Here is a 22,625-nt window from a genome sequence, read left to right on the forward strand (position 1 = left end):
GCAACGTTACAGCCCCGCTGCCACCGCGATCCAATACGTGGCGCCCGCCGCTATATACGCCAGGCCGAACAGGTACGTCAGCATGAACGCCGGCCACTTCCAGCCGTTCGTCTCGCGCCGGGTGACCGCGATGGTGGACATGCACTGCGGCGCGAACACGAACCACGCCAGGAAAGCCAGCGCCATCGGCAACGTCCAGTGACGCTTGAGCTGGTCGCCCAGCTCGGCGGCCTGCAGATCCTCGTTATCGCCCGCATCCACCGCGTATGTCGTGGCGAGCGAGGCCACCGCCACTTCGCGCGCCGCCATCGCCGGGATCAGCGCCAGCGCCATGTCCCGGTTGAATCCGATCGGCTTGACCACCACGGCCAGGCCATTGGCCACCCTGCCCGCGATCGAGGCGTTGACTTGGCTTTCGCCGGGCGCGGCCTTGGGAAAGTTCAGCAGCAGCCACAGCACCACGGTGACCATGAAGATGATCGTGCCGGCCCGGCGCAGGAAGATCCAGGCGCGCTGCCACAGGCCGATCGCCATGTCTTTCAGCCGGGGCAGCTGATATTTGGGCAGTTCCATGATGAAGCCCGAGGCATCGCCCTTCGTCACCGTCATGCGCAGCACCAGCGCCACCACGACGGCCCCCAGGATGCCGGCGAGGAACAGCGCGAACAGTACGAGGCCCTGCAAGCCGACGCCTGGCCCCACGGTTGTGGCCGGAATGAAGGCACCGATGATCACCGTATAGACCGGCAGCCGCGCCGAGCAGGTCATCATCGGGGCGATTAGGATCGTGGTCAGCCGGTCCTTGGGATCGCTGATCGATCGCGTGGCCATGATGCCCGGAATCGCGCAGGCGAAACTGGAGAGAAGCGGGATGAAGCTGCGTCCCGAAAGGCCCACGAACGCCATCAGCCGGTCCATCAGGAACGCTGCGCGCGCCATGTAGCCCGAGGCCTCCAGCGCGAGGATGAAGCCAAACAGGATCACGATCTGCGGCAGGAACACCACTACGGCGCCGACGCCGGCGATCACGCCCTCGGTGATCAGGTCGCGCAGCAGGCTGGGTGGTAACGCACCTTTGACGCCATCGTGCAAGGCTTTCGCCCCGGCGTCGAGCGCATCGGCGAACGGCGTGGCCCAGGCGAACACCGCCTGGAACACCACGAAAAGGATGCCCAGCATGATAATGAAACCCAGCCAGGGATGCAGGAGCAGCCGGTCCAGCCGCGCATGCAGGCGGTGGCGGCTCGATTCCGACAGGATCGTGGCCGCAGCCATGGCATGGGCCGCAACGCGCCGCTCGGTCTGCCCAAGCTCGGTAATGCCCGGCCCCGGATGACCGCTGGATGCCGTGGCGATCGCCTCACCCAGTTCCGCCAGGCCCCGGCGCCGCACAGCCACCGTGGGGATAACCGGCACGCCCAGTTCCTGCGCCAGCACCGCCGGGTCCAGAATCAGCCCGTCCCGCTCAGCCAGGTCCACCATGTTGAGCGCAACCACCGTGGGCTTGCCCAGCGCCAGCAGTTCCTGCGCGAACACCAGATGCTGTTCGAGGTTGGACGCGTCAAGCACGATGACCAGCACGTCGGGTGCCGCTTCGCCGGGGAACGACCCGCGGATGACCTTGGATGTCACCTCCTCGTCCGGGCTGGTGGGATCCAGGCCATAGGCGCCGGGAAGGTCGGTCATCTCCACCGGTTCGCCGGTCGGCAGCACGAAGCGGCCCGATTTGCGCTCTACCGTAACACCCGGGTAATTGGCGATCTTCTGCCGTGCGCCGGTGAGCGCATTGAACAGCGCGCTTTTGCCGGCATTGGGATTGCCGACGAGCGCGATCTTGCGTTGCCGGCTCATAGCGGTTCGACCTGCATGGCCGCGGCATGCACCCGGCGCACGGCCACCGTCATGCGGCCCACGGTAATCGCGATGGGATCGCGCCAGATCAGGATGCCGCGATGGGCAACGGCGATGCGCGCGCCTTCCTCCAGCCCCAGCGCGCGCAAACGGCGCGCTTCTTCCGAAACGAGCGCCGTCCAGTCCACGGCCACGATGCGTGCGCGCTGTCCGACAGGGAGCGTATCCAGGGTCATGCGGCGGCGCTGCCAGATAACGTCATTAATTGCAACTGGCTCGCAATAGCTCGCGACACGAAGATACCAAGTATGCCGTCTGGAGGACTCGCGCTTATCGGGCCGGGTAGCGTATCCGCCCCAGCAGCCGAGTCATGCTGAAGCGTTCGTCGGGCTGACGCAACAGTTGGGATTTTGCCTTTTCGAACCGCATGATGCCTTCGATGCGGCGATCCAGGAACGCGCGGCTGGCGGCCTTGTCCACGCTGGTGTCGTTGGCATAGACCTGCAGCGTGGCGGCGTAGATCGCGGCGAGGATCGCGCGCTTGGAATAGTGGTTGTAATCGGTCGCCGTGTCGCCCGCCAGGCGCCACATGCGGTCCGCGCTGCGCCAGCCCAGGCGGGCGGAGGCAACGAGGTTCTGCGGCATCGCCATGATCGACAGAGCGCGCGACAGCGCTTCCTCGCGCCCTGCGGCGGCATCCAGGCGCGCCCATACCAAGCGCCGGATGCGCTCCCGGATCGCCAGGTTCGACAGCACGCCGCCGGCCAGCGCGTCGTTCATCGCCGCATCGACATGATCGATCCACGCCGCGATCATGGTCATTGGACCATCACGGAAAGCGTAGGCGGCAAGGTCTGCGTCCATGCCGCTGGCGGCCGCCGCCTGGGCAACAGCCTGACTGGACCAGCCGTCGAACACGGCGGCATCGGCGATGGCGGGGGCCAATTGGCGGCGCAGGTCGTGCAGCGAGGCGGTGTCATCAGTCATGCTTTGCGCCTCAGAACGTGGGGCCATAGACAGGTGCCGTGCTCTTGGCCGGGCTCTTCTTGGCATAGCCCTCGATCGTGGCGACCAGGTTTGCGCTGCCACCCTCAAGCTTGGCGTAATCGCGGGCGCTGCGGCCTGAATTGTCGGCCCGGTCGGGATTGGCGCCGGCATCCAGCAACGACTTTACAAGGACCGCGTCCTTGCGATGGACGGCAAAGATCAGCGGGGTTTCGCCGGCATCGTTGGTGGTGTTGGGCGAGGCCCGATTGTCGAGCAACATTTGCACGCCTTCGCGCCAGCCCAGGTTCACGGCGATTTCCAGCGGCGTGTGGCCCCGGTCATCGGTGGCGTTCACGTTCGCACCCTTGGCGATGAGGTAGCCCAGCCAGGTGATGTCACGCCGGCTAGCGACGATGTGCAGCGCGGTTTCACCCGTCGTCACATCCTTGGCGTTCACGATCTGCGAGGAGTCCAAGATCGCCTTTTCAACTTTGTCACCCTCGCGCTTTTTCACGGCTTCAAGGAACTTGTAGCCTTCCGAAAAGTCCGCATGGGCAGGCGTGGCGGACAGCAGCGAGAGGGCAAGCGCGGGAACGGCGGCCTTTACCAGTGCGCGCGCACCATTCAGCAGAGCGCGGCCAGAAATCTTCAACACGTCAACTTCCTCCAGGAACACGACTTTCGCGCGGCCCCGCCATTCCGCGCCTTGCAAGGAATCGTCTAGCAGGTCATGACCCACGGCGCCATGACCTACCTTTTACGCCGTTTCGCTTTCCTGTTTCTGGGCCTTTCGCTGGGCCTGCCCCTTGCCGCGTGCAACCAGGCGCAAAACACCCAGCCGCCGCCGCTGGAAGGCGCGGCCATCGGCGGGCCTTTCCAGCTTGTGGACAAGGCCGGCAAGACGGTGACGTGGGACCAGTTCAAGGGCCGCTGGCGGATCGTCTATTTCGGGTACACCTACTGCCCGGACGCCTGCCCGATGGACGTCCAGGCCTTGATGCAGGGCTTTACCAAGTTCGAAAAAGCGCATGGTGCGCTCGCGGCCAAAGTGCAGCCGATCTTCATCTCCATCGACCCGGCGCGCGATACGCCGCAGGTGGTGGGCGAATGGACCGGCGCATTCGGCCCCCGACTGCTGGGGCTTACCGGCACGCAAGCGCAAGTGGACAAAGCCGCCAAGGCGTTTGCCGTCTATTACCGCAAGGGCACGGTCACGCCGGACGGCGGCTATCTGATGGACCACACCCGCATCGCCTACCTGATGGACCCGGACGGCAAGCCGATTGCCATGCTGCCAGTGGACAAGGGCCCTGATGCGGTGGCCACAGAACTGGCGAAATGGGTGCAATGAGCGGACCCAAGCCGTTCTGGGAACTGCCGCTGGACCGCCTCACCCGCGACGAATGGGAAGCGCTGTGCGATGGCTGCGGCCAGTGCTGCCTGCACAAGGTGGAGGATGCGGACACCGGCGAGATCTATCACACCAACGTCGCCTGCAAGCTGCTCAACCTCAAAACCGCGCAGTGCAGCGATTACGCGCACCGCCGCCGCTTCGTGCCCGATTGCATGAAGTTGACCCCCAAAACGGCCGGCAATCTGGCGTGGCTGCCGCCCAGCTGCGCCTATCGCCTGCGCGCCGATGGCGATCCGCTGCCGGAATGGCACTACCTGGTGTGCGGCGATCGCAACGCGGTGCATGCCGCCGGCGTCTCAGTGGCGGGCAAGGTCATTTCCGAAACGGTGGCAGGCCCGCTCGAAAATCACATCGTGTGGCCTTACGGCGACGAGGACGACGCGCCAGAGACGGACGATCCCGCGCCGTGGGAGGTTCTGCCTGGCGACCGGGGCCGCTGATGCTGGACTGGCTGCTGCGCCCGCCCCGGCAAGACCCCGCCGTCGAAATCGCCGGACGAACCTTGCCGATCGTGGTGCGGCGACTGGACCGGGCGCGGCGCATGACCATGCGGCTGGCCCCCGATGGCAGCGAAGTGCGGATCTCGATCCCGCGCTGGACCCGCACGGACGAGGCGCTCAGCTTCGCGCAAAGCCGGCAAGACTGGCTGGCGCGCCAGCTGGCTGCGCTGCCCGCGCCAACCCCGCTTGGCCCTGGGGCAGTGGTGCATTTTCACGGTGAACCGCTGGTGCTGGCGCACGATGCCGCCACGCCGCGCAAGCCTGTGGTGTTGGCGGGTGAATTGCGGGTCGGCGGCCCTGCCGCTTCGCTTGCCCCGCGCCTGCTGCGCTGGCTGCAGGGGGAGGCACGCGCGCACGTCGCGCAGGATCTGGCGCATTACTGCGCCCGTGCAGATCAACCGTGCCCCGCCCTGTCGCTATCCAGCGCGCAGCGGCGGTGGGGGTCGTGCGCGCAGGACGGCACAATCCGCATCAACTGGCGGCTGATCATGGCGCCGGACGCAGTGCGCCGCTCGGTCGTGGCGCATGAAGTGGCGCATCTGCTCCACTTCGATCATTCGCCCGCCTTCCACCACTGCCTCAAGACACTGTTCGAAGGCTCTGTCCATGAGGCCAATCGCTGGCTGAAAGCCAATGGCCGGTCGCTGTATGTGCCGTTCGGGTAGCTTTACGCGGCGATAGCCCCTAGATAACGATCATGTCCCCGTTCAAGCGCTCCGGCTACTGGAAAGACGTCAGCCCCACCGGCATGGTGGCGGACTTTATCGCGGTCTGGAAGCAGGCTGGGCAGAACCGCTGGCGTATCGCCGCCGTGTCCGGCGCCTGCACATTCGCGGTGTTCTATCTGATGAGCACGCAGGAGGCGAGCGCACCGCACCCGCCGCCCAAGGTCACCTACATTTCGATCCTCAAGTCGCATCGCAGCGACGCCGAGATCGAGGCGGAGAACGTGGCCAACCAGGCAGCGAAAGAATCCAACGCGCGCGAACTGGCCCGGCGCGACAAGAACGTGCGGGACTTGTACAAATCCATCGGTCGCATGTCCGGTATGGACGTGGACAAGATCGCGCGTGAAGCCGATGCCGAAGACGCCGCCAAGGCGAAGGCGGAGCGTGAGCGCGTCATCGCCACGCTAAAGCGCGGCGGCATCGCCAACCCTACACTGGCGCCGGATATCGACGGCCAGTGAGCATTTTTCAGTGAGTGCTGACGCGCGCTGGCTGGCAGCGGCAGCTGCCATTGCCGCCCGCGCGCGCCCGGCCAGTGCCCCCAACCCCGGTGTCGGCGCGATCATCGTCAAGGACAGGCGCGTGGTATCTCGCGGATGGACGCAGGCTGGAGGCCGTCCGCACGCGGAAGCCGTCGCCCTCGCCGCCGCTGGTGAGCAAGCCGGTGGGGCTACGCTGTATGTAACGCTGGAACCGTGCGCCCACACGTCCCCGCGCGGCCCGGCCTGCGCCGATCTGGTCGCGGCCTCAGGACTGGCGCAGGTTGTGATCGGCTGCATGGACCCTGATCCGCGCACGGCGGGCGCGGGGCTGAAAAAGATCAGCGACGCGGGTACCCCGGCTAAGTTCGTGGAGTCGCCCCCCTGCCGCCGGAGCCTGTCAGACTATCTCACGGTCAAACGACAGGGCCGGCCGGAAGTCGTGCTCAAGCTGGCGCTCTCGCTCGATGGCTGCATCGCGCTGGCAAGCGGCGAAAGCCAGTGGATCACCGGGCCCGAAGCGCGCGCGCATACCCATGCCATGCGTGCCCGTGCCGATGCGATCGTGGTGGGCGGCACAACCCTGCGCACCGACGCACCCCGGCTCGACGCACGATTGCCCGGTCTTGAACATCGCAGCCCGCAGCGCTGGGTACTAACGCGCGGCAGCGCTCCCGACGGGTGGCGCGCCCTGCCCTCGCCGCAAGCGGTATCCGGCATGGACGGCGTGCTGCGTGTGTTCGTGGAAGGGGGCGCAGGGGCCGCCAGCGCGTTCCTCGCCAGCGGCATCGTCGATCGCCTGCTGATCTATCGCGCGCCGATCCTGCTGGGTGGACGCCAGGGGCTGGGTGACTTCGGGCTTCACGATCTCGCCGGCGCGCACGGTCGCTGGCGACTGACGGAGCGGCGGCAACTTGGCAACGACACCCTCGAAGCCTACGACGCACGCGATTTTCTATAAGGGCCTGGCTTTCATGTTCACCGGCATCGTCACCGCTATCGGCACAATACGCGAAGCGACGCGGCGCGGAGACTTGCGCGCCATGATCGCTTGTCCGTTCGACCCGGCAGGCATGGCGATCGGCGCTTCCATAGCCTGTTCGGGCGTGTGCCTGACCGTGGTGGACAAGGGCGGCGTTGCCGGCGACGCCTGGTTTGCGGTCGATATTTCCGGCGAATCGGTGGCCCGAACCGTTCCCGGACGGTGGGAGGTGGGCCAGCGGCTTAACCTGGAGCCGGCCTTGAAGCTGGGCGATGAACTGGGCGGACACATCGTTACAGGGCACGTCGATGGCGTGGGTACAATCGTCAGCATCGCGGCGGTAGGCGATTCGCACCGGACCGTCATCGCCGCCCCGCACGAACTTGCGCCCTACCTTGCGCCCAAGGGATCCATCACTGTGGATGGCATTTCATTGACAGTGAACAAGGTCATGGACGAGGCGGATGGCAGCTGCCGTTTCACGCTCAACATCATTCCCCACACCGCCGAAGTCACGACATTCGGAGGGCTGCGCGAAGGTGACCAGGTGAACCTGGAGATCGACGTCTTGGCCCGCTACCTGCAGCGCATGCAGTCCCTGCGCGGCTGAACCCTGCCGCCGCCAAGCACGCCGCTCAATGCCGGCGCGGCTTCTTGCCTTTCAACGTGGCGAGCGACAACCGGCTGGCGAAATAATCGGCGCCATCGCGGTTGAAGGCATAGATCTTGGTGAAGGGCACGCGGTACTCCGCCGTGCCGTCCGTCAGGATTACGTCATTGCCCGCCAAACGCGAGACGGTGCCGACCGGCTGGCCGTTATCGTCCACGATCGGCAGGCCCTGCGTCAACTCCACTCGGTTGACGTTTCGCACGGTGACGACGTCCGGGTCGGCCAGCGCTTTCTCTCCCGCTGCCGATCCGGCGGAAACCGGGGCTGCCGGCGTCTGCTGCGCCGAAAGTGATCCTGCCCCGCCGAGCGTGACGGCTGCGGCCATAAGAAGCGTCGTGTATTTCATGTGGCGTTCTTCCGGACAATGCGAACGGGCTATTCGGGACGCAGCGTAGATGGGGGCGGTGCCGGCCCCTGCCAAGCCCGCACACCCCCACAATCGACGAAAGGGCGTGGCAGGCATGGTCGATACATCGCAATCCCGAGACGTATCGATCCTCAGGCCGGAGTCTCAATCAGTTCCGCGATCTCGAACGCAAAGCTGGCCCAGCCCCGCATCCGCGCGGCATCGCCCAACGGCGCACGCTTCTTCCGGGCTTCGGCCAGTGAGCGGGAATGCCCCCAAAACACCTCGGTCTTGCCGTCCGCAAGCGTGGCCACCACCCGCCAGTAGTGGGTGAAGGTATCTGCCGTAGGGCCGATGGTCTTGACGTAGCCGTCGGGCATCGTCGCCGTAAGGTAACGTTTGCGGCGCGCCATGCGAGAATCAGCGCGCCAGAATGCCGGCCATGATGATATCGAGCGTGTGTTCGCGATACCGGTCGCGTAGTTCCTCGGTCAGCGTATCCTGATCGAAGCAGTGCTTGAGCACGAGACGCGCGGAAAAGAACCGGTCCACCGCGCCCGTCACGGTGAAATAGAACATCTGCGGATCGATTTCACGGAACACGCCCGCCCGCACCCCTTCCCCGATCAACTGCTCATACGCACGATAGATCGGCGACAAGTAACAATCGGCGATGCGCCGCGCTTCGGCATCGTCGCTTTCGCGCACCATGCGCATCGTCAGCCGATTGAGATACGGCACTGCGTAAAAGGTATCGACGACCTTCCACAAATGCCGCCGCAACTTTGCTTCCGGCTCCCACCCGTCTTTGGCGACCAGCGCGCCCACGCTGCTGACGATGGACTGCCAGTCCCGGTCCAGCAGCGCTTTGAGCAGACCCGCCTTGTTGCCGAAGTAGTATTTCACCAGCGCCGAGTTCAGGCCGGACCGCAGCGACAGTTCGGACAGAGAAATGTCGATCACGTCGCCCTCGCGCATTATCGCGCTGGCATTATCCAACAGGATCGCGCGGGCGGCCGGCGGGGCCGGGACGGCGGCTACGGTGGCGGGCTTGAGTCGCTCTTTCATCGTTCGGCCGTCATTTCGGACCCATGCGGATCGCGCCGTCAAGCCGGACCGCTTCCCCGTTCATATAGTCATGCTCGATCAGGAACAGCGCGAGCGTTGCATACTCGTCGGCTTTGCCCAGGCGCTTGGGAAACGGCACGACCGCCGCCAGCGCGTCCTGCACGTTCTGCGGCATGCCAGCCATCATCGGGGTTTCGAAGATGCCCGGCAGGATCGTGTTGACGCGAATGCCGTCGCTCATCAGGTCGCGCGCGATCGGCAGCGTCATCGCCAGCACCCCGCCCTTGGAGGCCGCATAGGCCGCCTGGCCGATCTGCCCATCCTGCGCGGCAACGCTGGCGGTGTTGACGATCACCCCGCGCGCGCCGTCCGCGTCAAGCGCTTCAGTCGTCGCCATGCCGGCTGCCGCTTTGCTGATGCACCGGAAAGTGCCGACCAGATTGATCGCAATCGCCTTTTCGAACAGCGCCATATCGTGTGCACGCGTGGCGCCGGTTTCCCGGTCCCGCCCCACGGTGCGCGCGGCGGGCGCGATGCCGGCGCAATTGACCAGCACCCGCTCCTGCCCGTTCGCTGCCCGCGCCCTGGCAAAGCCGGACACCACGCTGTCTTCGTCTGTCACGTCCACTTCGCAGAACGTGGCCCCGATCTCGCCCGCCAGGGCCTCGCCGGCCTCCAGGCTGCGATCGAAGATGGCCACCTTGACGCCCCTGCCCGCCAGCGCCCGCGCGGTGGCCGCACCCAGGCCCGAGGCCCCGCCGGTGACGATGGCAGCGATTGTGTTGTCCAGCTTCATGTGCGGGTCCTTGTTAGATCCTGAAACTTTTCTTCTGTGGACCTTGCGGTGGCAAGAACACAGCCCGTTTAAGCAAGCGGTTAAGGCGGGCATCGAACGCCGTCAATGGCGCACTGGAAGCTATAGCAGGATGTAACAAACTGTCTCAAATGGTTCACTTTGCGAAAGAATGACTATGCCGAATGATCGTTGTGCAACACTTGCTTCATTTCGGCTCCGAGCCCGAAAAGCGCGCAGGTTCAATGCCTCGCGCCGACACCGCAACCGGGCTGTTGCGACATTGCAACAACGTAGCGTCTATTTTGCGCAACATGGCAAATTGCATTGAAAGCGGCCGCAGGTGGCGCAACAACCATCGCATGGCGTCGTGGCGTGAAAGCGTGCGGGGGCCGGCAACGGGTCACTTACAGGGTTTGGTCACGCTCCCTGTAAGCGAACGAAGCAACAAGGGACACAAAAGTGAAATCAACCATCCAGAAGGCCGCGCTGTGCGGTGCGACCAGCCTGTCTGTCGCCCTGCTGTGCGGCACTGCCTATGCACAAGATGCCACCCCCCAGGCGGCAGATACTGCCGACGACGCCAACACTATCGTCGTAACCGGCTCGCTGCTGCGCGCACCGGTCCTGACCTCGCCCGTCACCTCGATCTCCACCGACAACCTTGACCAGCGCGGCATCAGCACCACGCAGGAAGGCATTCAGCGTCTTTCGGCCAATAACGGTCCGGCGCTGACCAACTCCTTCTCCGCCAACGGCGCTTTCGCCGCTGGTGCCTCGGCCGTGTCGCTGCGCGGCCTGACCACGAACTCCACCCTGACGCTGTTCGACGGTATGCGCGCTGCGTTCTACCCGCTGGCAGACGATGGCACGCGCAACTTCGTCGACCTTAACACGATCCCCGATGATATCGTGGAATCGGTTGAGGTTCTGCGTGACGGCGCATCGGCAACCTACGGTGCCGACGCTATCGCCGGTGTTGTGAACATCATCACCAAGAAGCAGATCCAGGGCATCTCGGGCCGCGCGGAAGCCGGCATTTCCGATCGCGGCGATGCCGCCACCCAGCGCCTCTCGCTGACCGCGGGCTTCGGCGATCTGGAAACCAACGGCCTGAACGCATACGTCAGCGGCTTCTATTATCATCAGGACCCGCTGTACAACCGCCAGCGTCCGTATCCGTACAACTCGGATGATTACCGCCAGATCTGCAATGATGGCACCTGCGGCGTGAACGGCGTGGTCAACGGCGTACAGACCGACGGCTACACCGGCGGTTTCGGTGCTGCCACCCCGTTCGCCGTGCGTCCGCGCAATCCGCTGACCGGCGGCGCGATCCCAGGCGTTTCCTCGCGCTACACCTACCTGAACGGCTGTCAGGGTCTGCCGACCTATACGCCCACCGCTGCAGAGCTGGCCCTTGGCGCCAACGCATCGGCCCCTGCGTCAGGTCCGGTCTGCCAGGAAGACGTCACCAACCTGTATGGCGTCATCAACCCCGAGATCGAGCGCTATGGTCTGTCGGCACGCATGACTGCGCGTGTCAACGATGACACTGAAGCCTATGCGTCGTTCAACTTCACGCAGGCGACCACGCAGTATTCGGGTCTACCCGCAACGATCCGTGCCAATGCTCCGGCACCGTTCTACTATCCGCGTTACAGCACCTCGGCGAACGTTGCCGCTTATGGCAACAACACCGTTCTGCAACTGCCCGTCTATGTCTGCGCACGCAGCACGATCGGTGCCTGCACTGCGGCTAACGGCACGCTGAACCCCAACAACCCGTACGCTGCCCAGGGTCAGACTGCGGCGATCATCGGTCGTCTTCCCGATCTGCAGGAATACGACCAGAGCCGTACCCGTGCCTTCCGCGGCGCAATCGGTATCAAGGGCAAGATCAGCGACGACTGGAACTACACCGTCAACGCCACGGCGATGCACATGGACCTGCAGCGTCGCAGCAACGGCTATGTGTACATCCAGCACCTGCTGGACGTGATCAAGGACGGCAGCTACAACTTCCGTAATCCTTCGGCGAACACCCAGGAAACCCTGGACTATCTGGCGCCCGAGGCCCGCGCTACGTCGACGTCCGATCTGGCCCAGATCGACGCCAACGTGTCGGGCAAGCTGGCCGACCTTCCCGGTGGTCCGCTGCAGGTCGCAGTTGGCGTATCCTACCGCTACGAAGCCGTCGATTCGCCGAGCCTCAACTCAGACTTCAATGGTCCGACCCAGCGCTACTTCCGCCTCAACGGTTTCGCTCTGAAGGGCAGCCGCTCGGTCTATTCGGCTTACGCCGAAGTGAACGCGCCGATCGTCGACCAGCTGACGGTCAACGCTTCGGGCCGGTATGACCGTTACCCGAACGGGATCGACAACTTCTCGCCCAAGATCGGCGCCATCCTGCGTCCGCTGTCCGACGACCGGGTCATCGTTCGCGGCACCTACTCGCGCGGTTTCCGCATCCCCAGCTTCGGTGAAGCGAACGCAACGTTCCCGACCACCGGTTACGTGACGGCGAACGCAGCAACATACACGGACAGTTTCCTTGCGCAGTATGGCTGCTCCAAGGCGACTTTCACCAGCTGCCCGACGTACCTCACCAGCGCCACCTATGGTGCGACCTCGGTGTCCAACCCCAACCTGAAGCCGGAAAAGTCGCGCAGCTTCACCGCAGGTATCGAACTGCGTCCGATGCGCGGCGTCAAGCTGTCGGCTGACTACTACAACATCCGCAAGACCAACGTGATCACCACCGCGAACAACGCTCCGGCAATCGCGGCGTACTACTCGGGTCAGGCAATCCCGGCCGGGTATCAGGTCATCGCGGACGCTCCGGACGTGAACAACGAAAACGCTACCCCGCGTATCGCTTTCGTGCAGTCGGCTTTCATCAACGCCAACACGATGAAGACGGATGGTTTCGACTTCAGCGCCGAACTGAACCTGCCGATCACCGACAACCTGTCGCTGACCACGATGGCTGACGCCACGTACATTCGTAAGCTGGAAACCGTATTCCCTGACGGTACGGTGGAGCGTTACGACGGCACGCTGGGTAACTTCAACCTGACGGCCGGCAGCGGCACGCCCAAGTGGAAGGGCACTTGGACGACGGCTCTTGCCTATCGCCAGTTCACCCTGGCAGGCACGCTGAACTTCTTCGACGGGTACGACCTGTCGGCGATGGATCAGGGCACTGGCTACAAGGATTGCGGTCTTGACGACGGCAGCCTGCCTTGCCGGGTCAAGAGCTACATCACCTTCGATCTCAACCTGCAGGTCAAGATCAACGACAAGTTCACGTTCTACTTCACTGGCCAGAACGTTTTCGATCGCCTGCCTCCGATCGACACCGTCACCTACGGTGCCCACGCCTACAACCCGATCCAGGGCGGCGAAGGCATCCTGGGCCGTTACTTCAAGGCGGGCGTAAAGTTCGGCTTCTAAGCTGATCCGGCTCACCTGAACTGAAAGGGCGGTCTCCTTGGGGAGGCCGCCCTTTTCGTATGAGTCCTATGGAAAAGGCCGGCAGGATCGCTCCCACCGGCCTTTTCACATTATCGCGCGTTCAGGTGACCTCGATCACCAGCGCACCGTCCCCATCCTCGATGTGGACATGCGCGCCGTCCGGGACTTCGCCCGCCAGCAGCTTTTCGGCGAGCGGATCCTGCACATAGCGCTGCACCGCGCGTTTGAGCGGCCTTGCTCCGTAGACCGGATCGTAGCCCACGCGCCCCAGCCAGCGCTTCGCGGCTTCGGACAGATCGAGCACGATCTTGCGATCCTTGAGCAGCTTTTGCACCCGTGCCACCTGGATATCGACGATCGGTGCCATGTGTTCCTGGCCCAGCCGGTGGAACAGCACGATCTCGTCCAGACGGTTCAGGAACTCGGGCCGGAAATGCCCGCGCACGATCTCCATCACCTGCGGCTCCACACTGGCGACATCGTGATCCTCGTCCAGCGCTGCAAGGTACTGGCTGCCCAGGTTGGATGTCAGGATGATCAGCGTGTTGGTGAAGTCCACCACCCGGCCCTGTCCGTCGGTCAGGCGTCCATCATCCAGCACCTGCAGCAGCACGTTGAACACGTCCGGGTGCGCTTTTTCCACCTCGTCGAACAGCACCACCTGATAGGGCCGGCGCCGGACCGCTTCGGTCAACACGCCGCCTTCCTCATAGCCCACGTAGCCCGGAGGCGCCCCGATCAGCCGAGCGACCGCGTGCTTCTCCATGAACTCCGACATGTCGATGCGCACCATCGCGCTGTCCTCGTCGAACAGGAACCCGGCCAGCGCCTTGGTAAGCTCGGTCTTGCCAACACCCGTAGGGCCCAGGAACAGGAACGAGCCGAGCGGCCGATTGGGGTCCTGCAGACCTGCGCGGGCACGGCGCACTGCCTTGGATACGGCAGCGACCGCGTTCTTCTGGCCGATCACGCGCGCGCCGATCGCCTCTTCCATGCGCAGCAGCTTCTCCCGCTCACCCTGCAGCATCCGGTCCACCGGCACCCCGGTCCAGCGGCTGACGACACCGGCAATGTCGTCGTCGGTCACTTCCTCGCGCAGCAGCGCGTTTTCGGACTGCGCCTGGGCTTCGGCCAACTGCTTTTCCAGCGCCGGAATGGTGCCGTAGGACAACTCGCCCGCCCGGCCCAGATCGCCATTGCGCTGCGCCTGCTCCAGTTCGTTGCGCGCGGCGTCCAGTTGCTCCTTCAGCTTGCCCTCGGCGGCGATCTTGTCACGCTCGTTCTGCCAGCGCGTAGTCAGTTCGCTTGACTGCTGCTCAAGGTTGGCCAGTTCGCCGCGCAAGGTCGCCAGGCGATCGCGCGAGGCATCGTCGGTCTCCTTGCCAAGCGCCATCTCCTCGATCTTGAGCTGGATGATACGGCGATCCAGCTTCTCGATCTCCTCGGGCTTGCTCTCCACTTCCATGCGGATGCGGCTGGCGGCCTCGTCCATCAGGTCGATCGCCTTGTCCGGCAGGAAGCGGTTGGTGATGTAGCGGTTGGACAGGGTCGCCGCCGCCACCAGGGCACCATCGGTAATGCGCACGCCGTGGTGCAACTCGTACTTTTCCTTGAGCCCGCGCAGGATCGAAATCGTGTCCTCCACGGTTGGCTCGCCCACGAACACCGGCTGGAACCGGCGCTGCAGGGCCGCGTCCTTTTCCACGTACTTCTGGTATTCATCCAGCGTGGTCGCGCCGATGCAGTGCAGTTCGCCGCGTGCCAGGGCAGGCTTGAGCAGGTTGCCCGCATCCATCGATCCTTCGGACGCGCCCGCGCCGATCAGCGTGTGCATCTCGTCGATGAACAGGATGATCTGCCCGTCCGCGCCCTTTACCTCGTCAAGCACGGCTTTCAGCCGTTCCTCGAACTCGCCGCGGTACTTCGCGCCCGCGATCATCGAGCCCATGTCGAGCGACATCAGGCTGCGGTCCTTGAGGCTGTCAGGCACGTCGCCGTTGGCGATGCGCAGCGCCAGCCCTTCGGCGATCGCGGTCTTGCCAACGCCAGGATCGCCGATCAGCACCGGGTTGTTCTTGGTACGGCGCGCGAGGATCTGCACGGTGCGGCGGATTTCCTCGTCGCGCCCGATCACAGGATCAAGTTTGCCATCCCTCGCCGCCTGCGTGAGATCGCGCGCGTACTTCTTCATCGCATCGTAGGCGTTCTCTGCGCCCGCGCTATCGGCGGTGCGGCCACCGCGCAATTCGGTGATCGCCGCCTCAAGCGCCTGCGCGGTAACATTGGCGGCCTTGAGAGCCTGCCCCGCCGGTGTCGTCGTCGCCAGCGCCAGGCCGAGCAGCATCCGCTCGACCGTGACGAAGCTGTCGCCGGACTTGGTAGCCGCCTGTTCCGCGGCGTCGAGCACGCGCACAGCATCGTTATCGAGACCCGGCGCGCTGGCCGCGCCGCTGCCGGACACCGCCGGGATCCTTGCCAGCGCCTTGTCCAGTTCCTCCACCGCGAACACGGGGTTGCCGCCGGCGCGCTTGATCAGGCCCGCCGCCATGCCCTCGGGATCGTCCAGCAGCGCCTTGAGCACATGCTCGGGCGCGATGCGCTGGTGATTGAGCCGGATCGCTACGGTCTGCGCGGCCTGGAGAAAGCCCTTGGCCCGGTCTGTAAACTTTTCGAGATTCATCGGTAGTCGTGCCTCCTGATCCCGTCGATATGGTGTTGCACATTTACAACACAAGTGGCTTTCGCAAAATTGTTGCTCTGAGCAGTCCGGCCCATGCCGGCAGCAGGAAAGATGGGACCGCGAAGGCGAATTGCCAGAGCGCGCAGCGCACGCAAATGTATGGTGTAAAGCGCCTGCCCGAACGTGCTTTGCCGCTGGCAACCACCGCGCAAGCTGCTACCGTCCGTGTATGCGCATTGCCTTGACGACGAGCCTGACCGCTCTTTCCGCCGCCCTTCTTCTGTCCGCCTTCGCACCCACGCCCGCAACGGCGGCGAACGACCGCGCGCCCGCGCCCGCATCGCCGCAGGAACTGGTCGGCAAGGTCGATATTCCGTACGAGAAGTTCGTGCTGCCCAACGGCCTCACCACGATCGTGCATACTGACCGGAAGGCCCCGATCGTTGCGGTGACGCTGTACTACAAGGTCGGCTCCAAGAACGAACCGCGCGGCCATACCGGCTTTGCGCACTTGTATGAGCATTTGTTCTTCGGCGGTTCGGCCAATGTGCCCAACTTCGACATTCCCCTCGAAGCCGCCGGCTCCACCTCGACCAACGGCTCGACGTGGTACGATCGCACCAATTATGTCGAGACGGTGCCGACCGGCGCGCTCGATCTGGCGCTCTTCATGGAGAGCGACCGGATGGGTGCGCTGCTGCCTGCAGTCACGCAGGACAAGCTGGATAAGCAGCGCGGCGTAGTCCAGAACGAAAAGCGTCAGGGCGACAATCAGCCGTATGGCCTGGCGCCATATGCGATTGCAGATGGTCTGTTGCCGGTGGGGCATCCCTATCGCCATTCCACAATCGGTTCGATGGCCGACCTTGATGCCGCCACGCTGATTGACGTGCGCAAGTGGTTCACCGACCATTACGGCCCGAACAACGTGGTGCTGGTGGTGTCTGGAGACATCGACGCCGCCACTGCCCGGCCCAAGGTGGAAAAGTGGTTCGGCGCGATCCCGCGCGGCCCGCAGGTCGCGCCCGTAGTGGCTGAACCGGTAACCCTGCCGGCACCCGGATCGCGCGAGATGACCGATCAGGTGCCCGTGGTACGCCTGATGCGGGACTGGACCGGACCCGGTCTCAACGATGCTGACGCGCCGGCGCTGCGCATCGGCATGCATATCCTGGGTGGCCTCGCCAGTTCGCGGCTGGACAACGCGCTGGTGCGCGGATCGCAGGTCGCGGTCGCCGTCACCGCCTCGTCCGAACAGCATGCGCAACTCAGCTTTCTGGAAGCGAGCATGGACGTGAAGCCGGGCGTCGCGCGCGCCGCCGCCGAAGCCGCGTTCGACAAAGTACTGGCCGATTTCGTGGCTAAAGGCCCCAACGCGGACGAAGTGCGCCGCGCAGTTGTCAGCACGGTGTCGGGTGAGATCGGCGGGCTTGAGCAGGTCGGCGGCTTTTCCGGCAAGGGCGCGACCCTGGCGGAAGGCGAAGTCTATTCCGGCGATCCGGCGAAATACAAGGCAGACCTTGCCGCCATCGCCGCGCTGACGCCCGAGGCGGTGCACGCCGCCGTGCGCAAGTGGCTTGGCCGGCCGGCTTACAAACTGGCCATCGTGCCGGGTCCGCGTTCGGGCAACGGCGATGCGCTTGGCGGCTGGGGTGATGAAAACACCCGGCCCGCGCCCCCGGCAGATCCGCACGCCAAAGTTCCGGCACTGACCGCGCCCAAGCGCACCGCGCCGCCGGTAGCGCCGGTCGGCGCGCTGGCCTTTCCCGCCATCGAACACACCACGCTGTCCAACGGTATTCCGGTCACGCTGGCGCGCCGCACCGCCGTGCCCAAGCTGGTCCTGTCTGTCGATTTCGATGCGGGCTATGCCGCCGATGCGCTGGATACGCCAGGTACCCAGGGCCTGATGCTGGACATGCTTGAAGAAGGCACGACCACCCGCACCGCCGAGCAGATCGCCGAAGCGCAGGAGCGGTTGGGCGCAGACATCGGCACCAATGCCACGCTCGACACCAGCAGCGTGACCCTGAGCGCGCTCAGTGACAATCTCGCGCCGTCGCTGGCGTTGATGAGCGACGTGCTGCTGCACCCCGCCTTCGCTCCGGCAGACTTTGCCCGCACCCGCGGACAGGCAGAGGCGCAGCTGGCGCAAGTGCAATCGAACCCGTCCGCCCTCGCCTCGCGCACGTTGGGCATCGAGCTATTCGGCACGCACCCTTATGCGCAGCCATCGGACGGCCTTGGCACGCAAGCGTCGCTCGCCGCGCTCACGCCGCAGGCGTTGCGGGCGGCGCACGCGCAATGGCTGCGGCCCGACCTGGCGCACATCACGGTAGTGGGCGATGTGACGATGGCGCAGCTCAAGCCGTTACTGGAACAGGCCTTGGGAAGCTGGAAGGCGCCGGCCATGCCCAAGCCGGTAAAGCCGCTCACCAGCGCCACACCCGTGCCTGCCGCCCGCATCGTCCTGATAGACCGGCCCAATTCGCCCCAGTCGGTCATCCTGGCCGGACGTATCCTGCCGCTGACAGGCCGCTCGCAAGGTCAGGAGCCACTGGCGCTGGCGAATGATGTGGTAGGCGGCGGGTTCCTGTCGCGCCTCAACAGCGATATCCGCGAGGAGAAGGGCTGGAGCTACGGCGTCAGCTCCCACGTCACGCAGTTCACCGGCCCGCGCGTGCTGGAAGTGGCAGCGCCCGTGCAAGCGGACCGCACCGGCGATACGATCCGGGCGATCATGACCGATATGACCGCCTTTCCCGCCAAGCAGCCGGTTTCGGCCGAAGAATATCAGCGCGTAACCGAAGGCGCGATCCGGGGGCTGCCCAACAGCTTTGAAACCAACACGCAAGTGCTGGCCGCGATCGTGCGCAACGAACGGCTGGGCCGGCCGGAAGACTACTATGTGCGCCTGGCGCAGACCTATCGCGGCATCGACGCGGCGCGCATCGGCGCCGCCGCTGGGCAGTATCTGCAGCCCAAGGATTTCACCTGGGTCGTGGTGGGGGACCGCAAGATCGTGGAACCCCAGCTCAAGAACCTGGGTTTCCCCGTGGAAGTGCGCGAAGCGGCCGCATCCGCGGATGCCGCTGGCGCGCCGGGCGAATAAGGGAATATCAGGACCATGAGCGTTGCCGGAACTTACGACTGCGTGACCGACACCCCGCTGGGCCGACAGAAAGGCGTGCTGACGATCACGCCTGAGGGCGTGGACAGCTTTACTGGCAACATCTCAGGCGATCTGGGGTCGATGGCCATCAAGGACGGTCGCCTTAGCGGCAACGCGCTGGCGTGGAACATGCGCATGACCATGCCGATGCCGATGGATCTGGATTGCAAGGCCACGGTAGAGGGTGATCGGCTGGAAGGCACGATCAAGGCCGGCATGTTCGGAACCATGACGCTGACCGGAACGCGCCGCGCGGCCTGATCAGCAGGGATGATGGAAAAACCCGGCGCTGCACGCCTCACGTAGCGGCAGCGCGGCGCCGGGTCCCCTCACCCCCCAGTGAGCTTGGCAATGGCACTCGGTCAAAGCGGAGTGCCGGAATTACTGCATACCCTAAGGTATATACGCATCGGAATAACACCGAGCTTCGCGTTGACAAGCGATTATTGCTTTACGCGATGTTCACCAAGACGATCTGTGCCATTCAGCCGAGTTTGGCCTTGAGTATCTCGTTCACAACCTGCGGGTTGGCCTTGCCCTGCATCGCCTTCATGGTCTGACCCACAAAGAAGCCGAACAAGGCAACCTTGCCGTCCCGATACTGCGCAACCTTGTCCGCGTTGGCAGCCAGGATTTCATCCACCCGCGCTTCGATCGCGCCGGTGTCGCTTTCCTGCTTCAGTCCCTCACGCTCAACGATGGCAGCAGGGCTGTCACCGGTATCCAGCATGATTTCCAGCACCTGCTTGGCGATGGACCCCGAGATGGTGCCCTTGCCGATCAGGGCGAGGAGTTCGGCGGCCTGCGCATGGCTGACCGGCGAATTTTCCAGCCCCTTACCCAGCTTGTTCAGCGCGCCGAAAAATTCCGAGATCAGCCAGTTAGCCGCCTGCTTGGCAACGTCAGCCGGCTGCTTGTTCTGCGCCGAGGCGGCCTGCTCCAGCAGCGCTTCGAACCAGCGTGCGGTTTCCACGTCCGCCGTCAGCACCGCCGCGTTATAGGTGGAAAGGCCTAGTTCGCCGACATAGCGCGCCCGCTTGGCGTCAGGCAGTTCCGGCAGCGATGCGCGGCAGTCTGCCAGAAACGCATCGTCCAGCACCAACGGCAGCAAGTCGGGATCGGGGAAGTAGCGGTAATCGTGCGCGTCTTCCTTCGATCGCATCGAACGCGTGGACCCGGTCGTAGGATCGAACAGTCGCGTTTCCTGCACGATCTTGCCGCCGCTTTCCAGCACATCCACCTGCCGGCTGGCCTCATGCTCGATCGCCTGCATCACGAAGCGCACGGAATTGACGTTCTTGGTTTCGGTGCGGGTGCCAAGTTCCTCGCCGGCACGGCGCACGGAGACGTTTACGTCGGCGCGCATGGAGCCTTGATCCATGTTGCCATCGCACGAGCCGACATAGCGCAGAATGGATCGCAGCTTTGCCAGGTAAGCCCCTGCTTCGGCAGGAGAAGCCATGTCGGGGCGACTGACGATTTCCATCAGCGCCACGCCCGACCGGTTGAGATCGACGTAGGACATTGTGGGATGCTGATCATGCATCAGCTTGCCCGCATCCTGCTCAACGTGGATGCGCTCGATCCCGATCACCTTGTCGGCGGGGATGCCGGCCTTCTCATCAGCATCGATAGTGAGCGAACCTTCGCCCACCAGCGGATGATACAGCTGGCTGATCTGGTAGCCCTGCGGCAAGTCGGCGTAGAAATAGTTCTTGCGATCGAACCGCGACCACGTGTTGATCTGCGCGTCGATCGCCATGCCGGTGCGCACGGCCTGGCGGATGCATTCGCGGTTTGGCACGGGCAACATGCCCGGCATTGCGGCGTCGACCAGCGATACCTGCGTATTCGGCTCCGCGCCGAACGCCGTCGCCGAACCCGAAAACAGCTTCGAATTGGACGTGACCTGCGCATGGACCTCAAGGCCGATCACGACCTCCCAGTCCCCGGTAGCGCCCTGGATGCGATGTGCGCTCATCTTACCACCACTTCTCTGGCTTGGCCGTAAACCCGGCGCGGCGTTCTATCGCCAGCCCGGCGTTGAGCACGCCCTGCTCGTCCAGCGGGCGGCCGATGATCTGCAGGCCCAGCGGCAAGCCTTGCGCATCCAGCCCTGCGGGCACCGACATCGCGGGCAGACCGGCCAGGCTGGCCGGCACGGTGAACACGTCGTTGAGGTACATCGCCAGCGGATCGTCCACATTCTCGCCCAGCGCGAAGGCCGCACTTGGCGCGGTGGGGGTCAGCAGGACATCGACCTGCTCGAACGCCTTGGCAAAGTCCTGGGAGATCAACGTGCGCACTTTCTGCGCCTGCGTGTAATACGCATCGTAGAACCCGGCGGAAAGCACGTAGGTGCCGATCATGATGCGGCGCTTCACCTCGGCCCCGAAACCCGCGGCGCGGGTGGCGGCGTACATGTCCTGCAGGTTCGCGCCATCGGGCAGATCGCGCAGGCCATACCGCACGCCGTCATACCGCGCGAGGTTGGACGAGGCTTCGGCGGGCGCGATGATGTAATACGTCGGCAGCGCATAGCGCGTATGCGGCAGTGACACTTCGACCACGTTCGCGCCAGCATCCTTGAGCCAAGCGATGCCCTGCTCCCAGATCGCGTCGATCTCAGGCGGCATGCCATCGACCCGGTATTCCTTGGGGATGCCGACCGTCTTGCCCTTCATGTTGGCAGAAAGCCCCGCCGTCCACGCCGGCACCGGCAGGTCGAGGCTGGTGGAATCCTTGGGATCGAAGCCCGCCATCGCCTCAAGCATGATCGCGCAATCGGTCACGTCGCGGGCCATCGCGCCGGCCTGATCAAGCGAGCTGGCGAAAGCCACCACGCCCCAGCGCGAACAGCGCCCGTAGGTGGGCTTGATGCCGCTAATGCCGGTGAACGCGGCGGGCTGGCGGATCGAGCCGCCGGTGTCGGTGCCGGTGGCCGCAGGCGCAAGACGCGCGGCGATCGCGGCGGACGAGCCGCCTGATGAGCCGCCGGGCGCCAGTTGCGCGTTGCTGCCCGGGCGCTTCCAAGGCGAGATCACGTTGCCGAAATGGCTGGTTTCGTTGGAGGACCCCATCGCGAACTGGTCAAGGTTGAGCTTGCCCAGCATTCCCGCGCCGGCATCCCACAACTTCTGCGACACTGTCGATTCGTACTGCGGGACGAACCCTTCCAGGATGTGACTGGCCGCCGTGGTCTGCACGCCGGCGGTGGCGAACAGATCCTTCATGCCGATCGGCACGCCGGCCATCGGCCCAAGCGGTTCGCCGGCGGCACGGCGCGCATCCGTGGTCTTGGCCGCTGCCAGCGCCTTTTCGGGCGTGGCGACGATGAACGCGTTCAGCGCATCCTGCGCCGCCGCGACATTGGCGTTGAACGCCTCCGCCACTTCGATGGCGGAGAACGTGCCCCCGGCAACCCCGTCGCGAATGGCGGCGACGCCCAGTTCGGTGATATCAGTCATGTTTCTTCATC

20 protein-coding genes are annotated in these 22,625 nt (G+C 64.7%); 9 read left to right on the forward strand and 11 right to left on the reverse strand.

Annotated features, from left to right (window positions below):
• Positions 1-6: 6 nt before the first annotated feature.
• The 4 genes from feoB to ASE49_RS09440 form a co-directional block, all read right to left on the reverse strand.
• A complete protein-coding gene (gene feoB, locus ASE49_RS09425; RefSeq protein WP_056771125.1) occupies positions 7-1,851 on the reverse strand; it encodes a ferrous iron transporter B in 1,845 nt (614 codons plus the stop codon).
• Complete coding sequence (locus ASE49_RS09430) at positions 1,848-2,087, reverse strand: FeoA family protein (RefSeq protein ID WP_056771130.1); 240 nt, start codon at positions 2,085-2,087, stop codon at positions 1,848-1,850. Before ASE49_RS09430 ends, feoB begins: the two co-directional genes overlap by 4 nt.
• A gap of 94 nt (positions 2,088-2,181) precedes the next feature.
• Positions 2,182-2,838: a COQ9 family protein gene (locus ASE49_RS09435; RefSeq protein WP_056771133.1), complete on the reverse strand. Its 657-nt coding sequence runs from the start codon at positions 2,836-2,838 to the stop codon at positions 2,182-2,184.
• Between the two features lie 10 nt (positions 2,839-2,848).
• Positions 2,849-3,493 (reverse strand): ankyrin repeat domain-containing protein, encoded by a 645-nt coding sequence (locus ASE49_RS09440; RefSeq protein WP_082456424.1) that lies wholly within the window; start codon positions 3,491-3,493, stop codon positions 2,849-2,851.
• A gap of 75 nt (positions 3,494-3,568) precedes the next feature.
• Here ASE49_RS09440 and ASE49_RS09445 point away from each other — a divergent pair, with 75 nt between their 5' ends.
• Genes ASE49_RS09445 through ASE49_RS09470 form a run of 6 tightly spaced genes read left to right on the forward strand, consistent with a single transcriptional unit; the run spans position 3,569 to position 7,551 of the window.
• The gene (locus ASE49_RS09445) at positions 3,569-4,189 is read left to right on the forward strand and encodes an SCO family protein (protein WP_056771136.1); all 621 of its coding nucleotides are present in this window, start codon (positions 3,569-3,571) and stop codon (positions 4,187-4,189) included.
• Positions 4,177-4,692 carry a YcgN family cysteine cluster protein gene (locus ASE49_RS09450; protein ID WP_056771137.1) on the forward strand — a complete coding sequence of 172 codons (516 nt, stop codon included), beginning with the start codon at positions 4,177-4,179 and terminating at the stop codon, positions 4,690-4,692. Before ASE49_RS09445 ends, ASE49_RS09450 begins: the two co-directional genes overlap by 13 nt.
• A complete protein-coding gene (locus tag ASE49_RS09455; RefSeq protein ID WP_056771140.1) occupies positions 4,692-5,417 on the forward strand; it encodes a M48 family metallopeptidase in 726 nt (241 codons plus the stop codon). The genes ASE49_RS09450 and ASE49_RS09455 overlap by 1 nt, the downstream gene beginning before the upstream one ends.
• Positions 5,418-5,449: 32 nt before the next feature.
• Positions 5,450-5,941: a hypothetical protein gene (locus tag ASE49_RS09460; RefSeq protein ID WP_056771143.1), complete on the forward strand. Its 492-nt coding sequence runs from the start codon at positions 5,450-5,452 to the stop codon at positions 5,939-5,941.
• A 10-nt stretch (positions 5,942-5,951) separates the two neighbouring features.
• Positions 5,952-6,920: a bifunctional diaminohydroxyphosphoribosylaminopyrimidine deaminase/5-amino-6-(5-phosphoribosylamino)uracil reductase RibD gene (gene ribD, locus ASE49_RS09465; protein WP_056771145.1), complete on the forward strand. Its 969-nt coding sequence runs from the start codon at positions 5,952-5,954 to the stop codon at positions 6,918-6,920.
• Between the two features lie 13 nt (positions 6,921-6,933).
• Entirely contained in the window at positions 6,934-7,551 is a 618-nt protein-coding gene (locus tag ASE49_RS09470; protein ID WP_056771148.1) for a riboflavin synthase, read from the forward strand.
• A 25-nt stretch (positions 7,552-7,576) separates the two neighbouring features.
• Here ASE49_RS09470 and ASE49_RS09475 read toward each other — a convergent pair whose 3' ends face one another.
• From ASE49_RS09475 to ASE49_RS09490, 4 genes are all read right to left on the reverse strand, one after another.
• Positions 7,577-7,957 (reverse strand): hypothetical protein, encoded by a 381-nt coding sequence (locus ASE49_RS09475; protein ID WP_056771153.1) that lies wholly within the window; start codon positions 7,955-7,957, stop codon positions 7,577-7,579.
• A gap of 152 nt (positions 7,958-8,109) precedes the next feature.
• Entirely contained in the window at positions 8,110-8,370 is a 261-nt protein-coding gene (locus tag ASE49_RS09480; RefSeq protein WP_056771156.1) for a hypothetical protein, read from the reverse strand.
• Positions 8,371-8,377: 7 nt separating this feature from the next.
• On the reverse strand, positions 8,378-9,025 hold the full coding sequence (locus tag ASE49_RS09485; RefSeq protein ID WP_056771159.1) for a TetR family transcriptional regulator: 648 nt from the start codon (positions 9,023-9,025) through the stop codon (positions 8,378-8,380).
• Between the two features lie 10 nt (positions 9,026-9,035).
• Positions 9,036-9,821, reverse strand: a complete 786-nt coding sequence (locus ASE49_RS09490; protein ID WP_056771161.1) for an SDR family NAD(P)-dependent oxidoreductase — start codon at positions 9,819-9,821, stop codon at positions 9,036-9,038.
• Between the two features lie 459 nt (positions 9,822-10,280).
• On the opposite strand from ASE49_RS09490, the gene ASE49_RS09495 reads away from it, so the two are divergent.
• Positions 10,281-13,274 carry a TonB-dependent receptor plug domain-containing protein gene (locus tag ASE49_RS09495; protein WP_056771164.1) on the forward strand — a complete coding sequence of 998 codons (2,994 nt, stop codon included), beginning with the start codon at positions 10,281-10,283 and terminating at the stop codon, positions 13,272-13,274.
• Positions 13,275-13,395: 121 nt separating this feature from the next.
• Here the strand turns inward: ASE49_RS09495 and clpB are convergent, their stop codons facing one another.
• The gene (gene clpB / locus ASE49_RS09500; RefSeq protein ID WP_056771167.1) at positions 13,396-15,975 is read right to left on the reverse strand and encodes an ATP-dependent chaperone ClpB; all 2,580 of its coding nucleotides are present in this window, start codon (positions 15,973-15,975) and stop codon (positions 13,396-13,398) included.
• Positions 15,976-16,204: 229 nt separating this feature from the next.
• Between clpB and ASE49_RS09505 the strand changes: the two genes are divergently transcribed.
• Together ASE49_RS09505 and ASE49_RS09510 are read left to right on the forward strand one after the other, a co-directional pair.
• Complete coding sequence (locus tag ASE49_RS09505; protein ID WP_056771169.1) at positions 16,205-19,087, forward strand: M16 family metallopeptidase; 2,883 nt, start codon at positions 16,205-16,207, stop codon at positions 19,085-19,087.
• A gap of 15 nt (positions 19,088-19,102) precedes the next feature.
• Positions 19,103-19,408: a hypothetical protein gene (locus tag ASE49_RS09510; protein WP_056771172.1), complete on the forward strand. Its 306-nt coding sequence runs from the start codon at positions 19,103-19,105 to the stop codon at positions 19,406-19,408.
• Between the two features lie 223 nt (positions 19,409-19,631).
• On the opposite strand, the gene gatB is transcribed toward ASE49_RS09510, so the two are convergent.
• Positions 19,632-21,128, reverse strand: coding sequence for an Asp-tRNA(Asn)/Glu-tRNA(Gln) amidotransferase subunit GatB (gene gatB / locus ASE49_RS09515; RefSeq protein WP_056771175.1), 1,497 nt, complete (start codon positions 21,126-21,128; stop codon positions 19,632-19,634).
• Position 21,129: 1 nt separating this feature from the next.
• Positions 21,130-22,614 (reverse strand): Asp-tRNA(Asn)/Glu-tRNA(Gln) amidotransferase subunit GatA, encoded by a 1,485-nt coding sequence (gene gatA, locus ASE49_RS09520; RefSeq protein ID WP_056771178.1) that lies wholly within the window; start codon positions 22,612-22,614, stop codon positions 21,130-21,132.
• Between the last annotated feature and the right edge of the window lie 11 nt (positions 22,615-22,625).

Origin of the sequence: Novosphingobium sp. Leaf2 (genome assembly GCF_001421325.1) — a bacterium.
Classification (GTDB): Bacteria; Pseudomonadota; Alphaproteobacteria; order Sphingomonadales; family Sphingomonadaceae; genus Novosphingobium.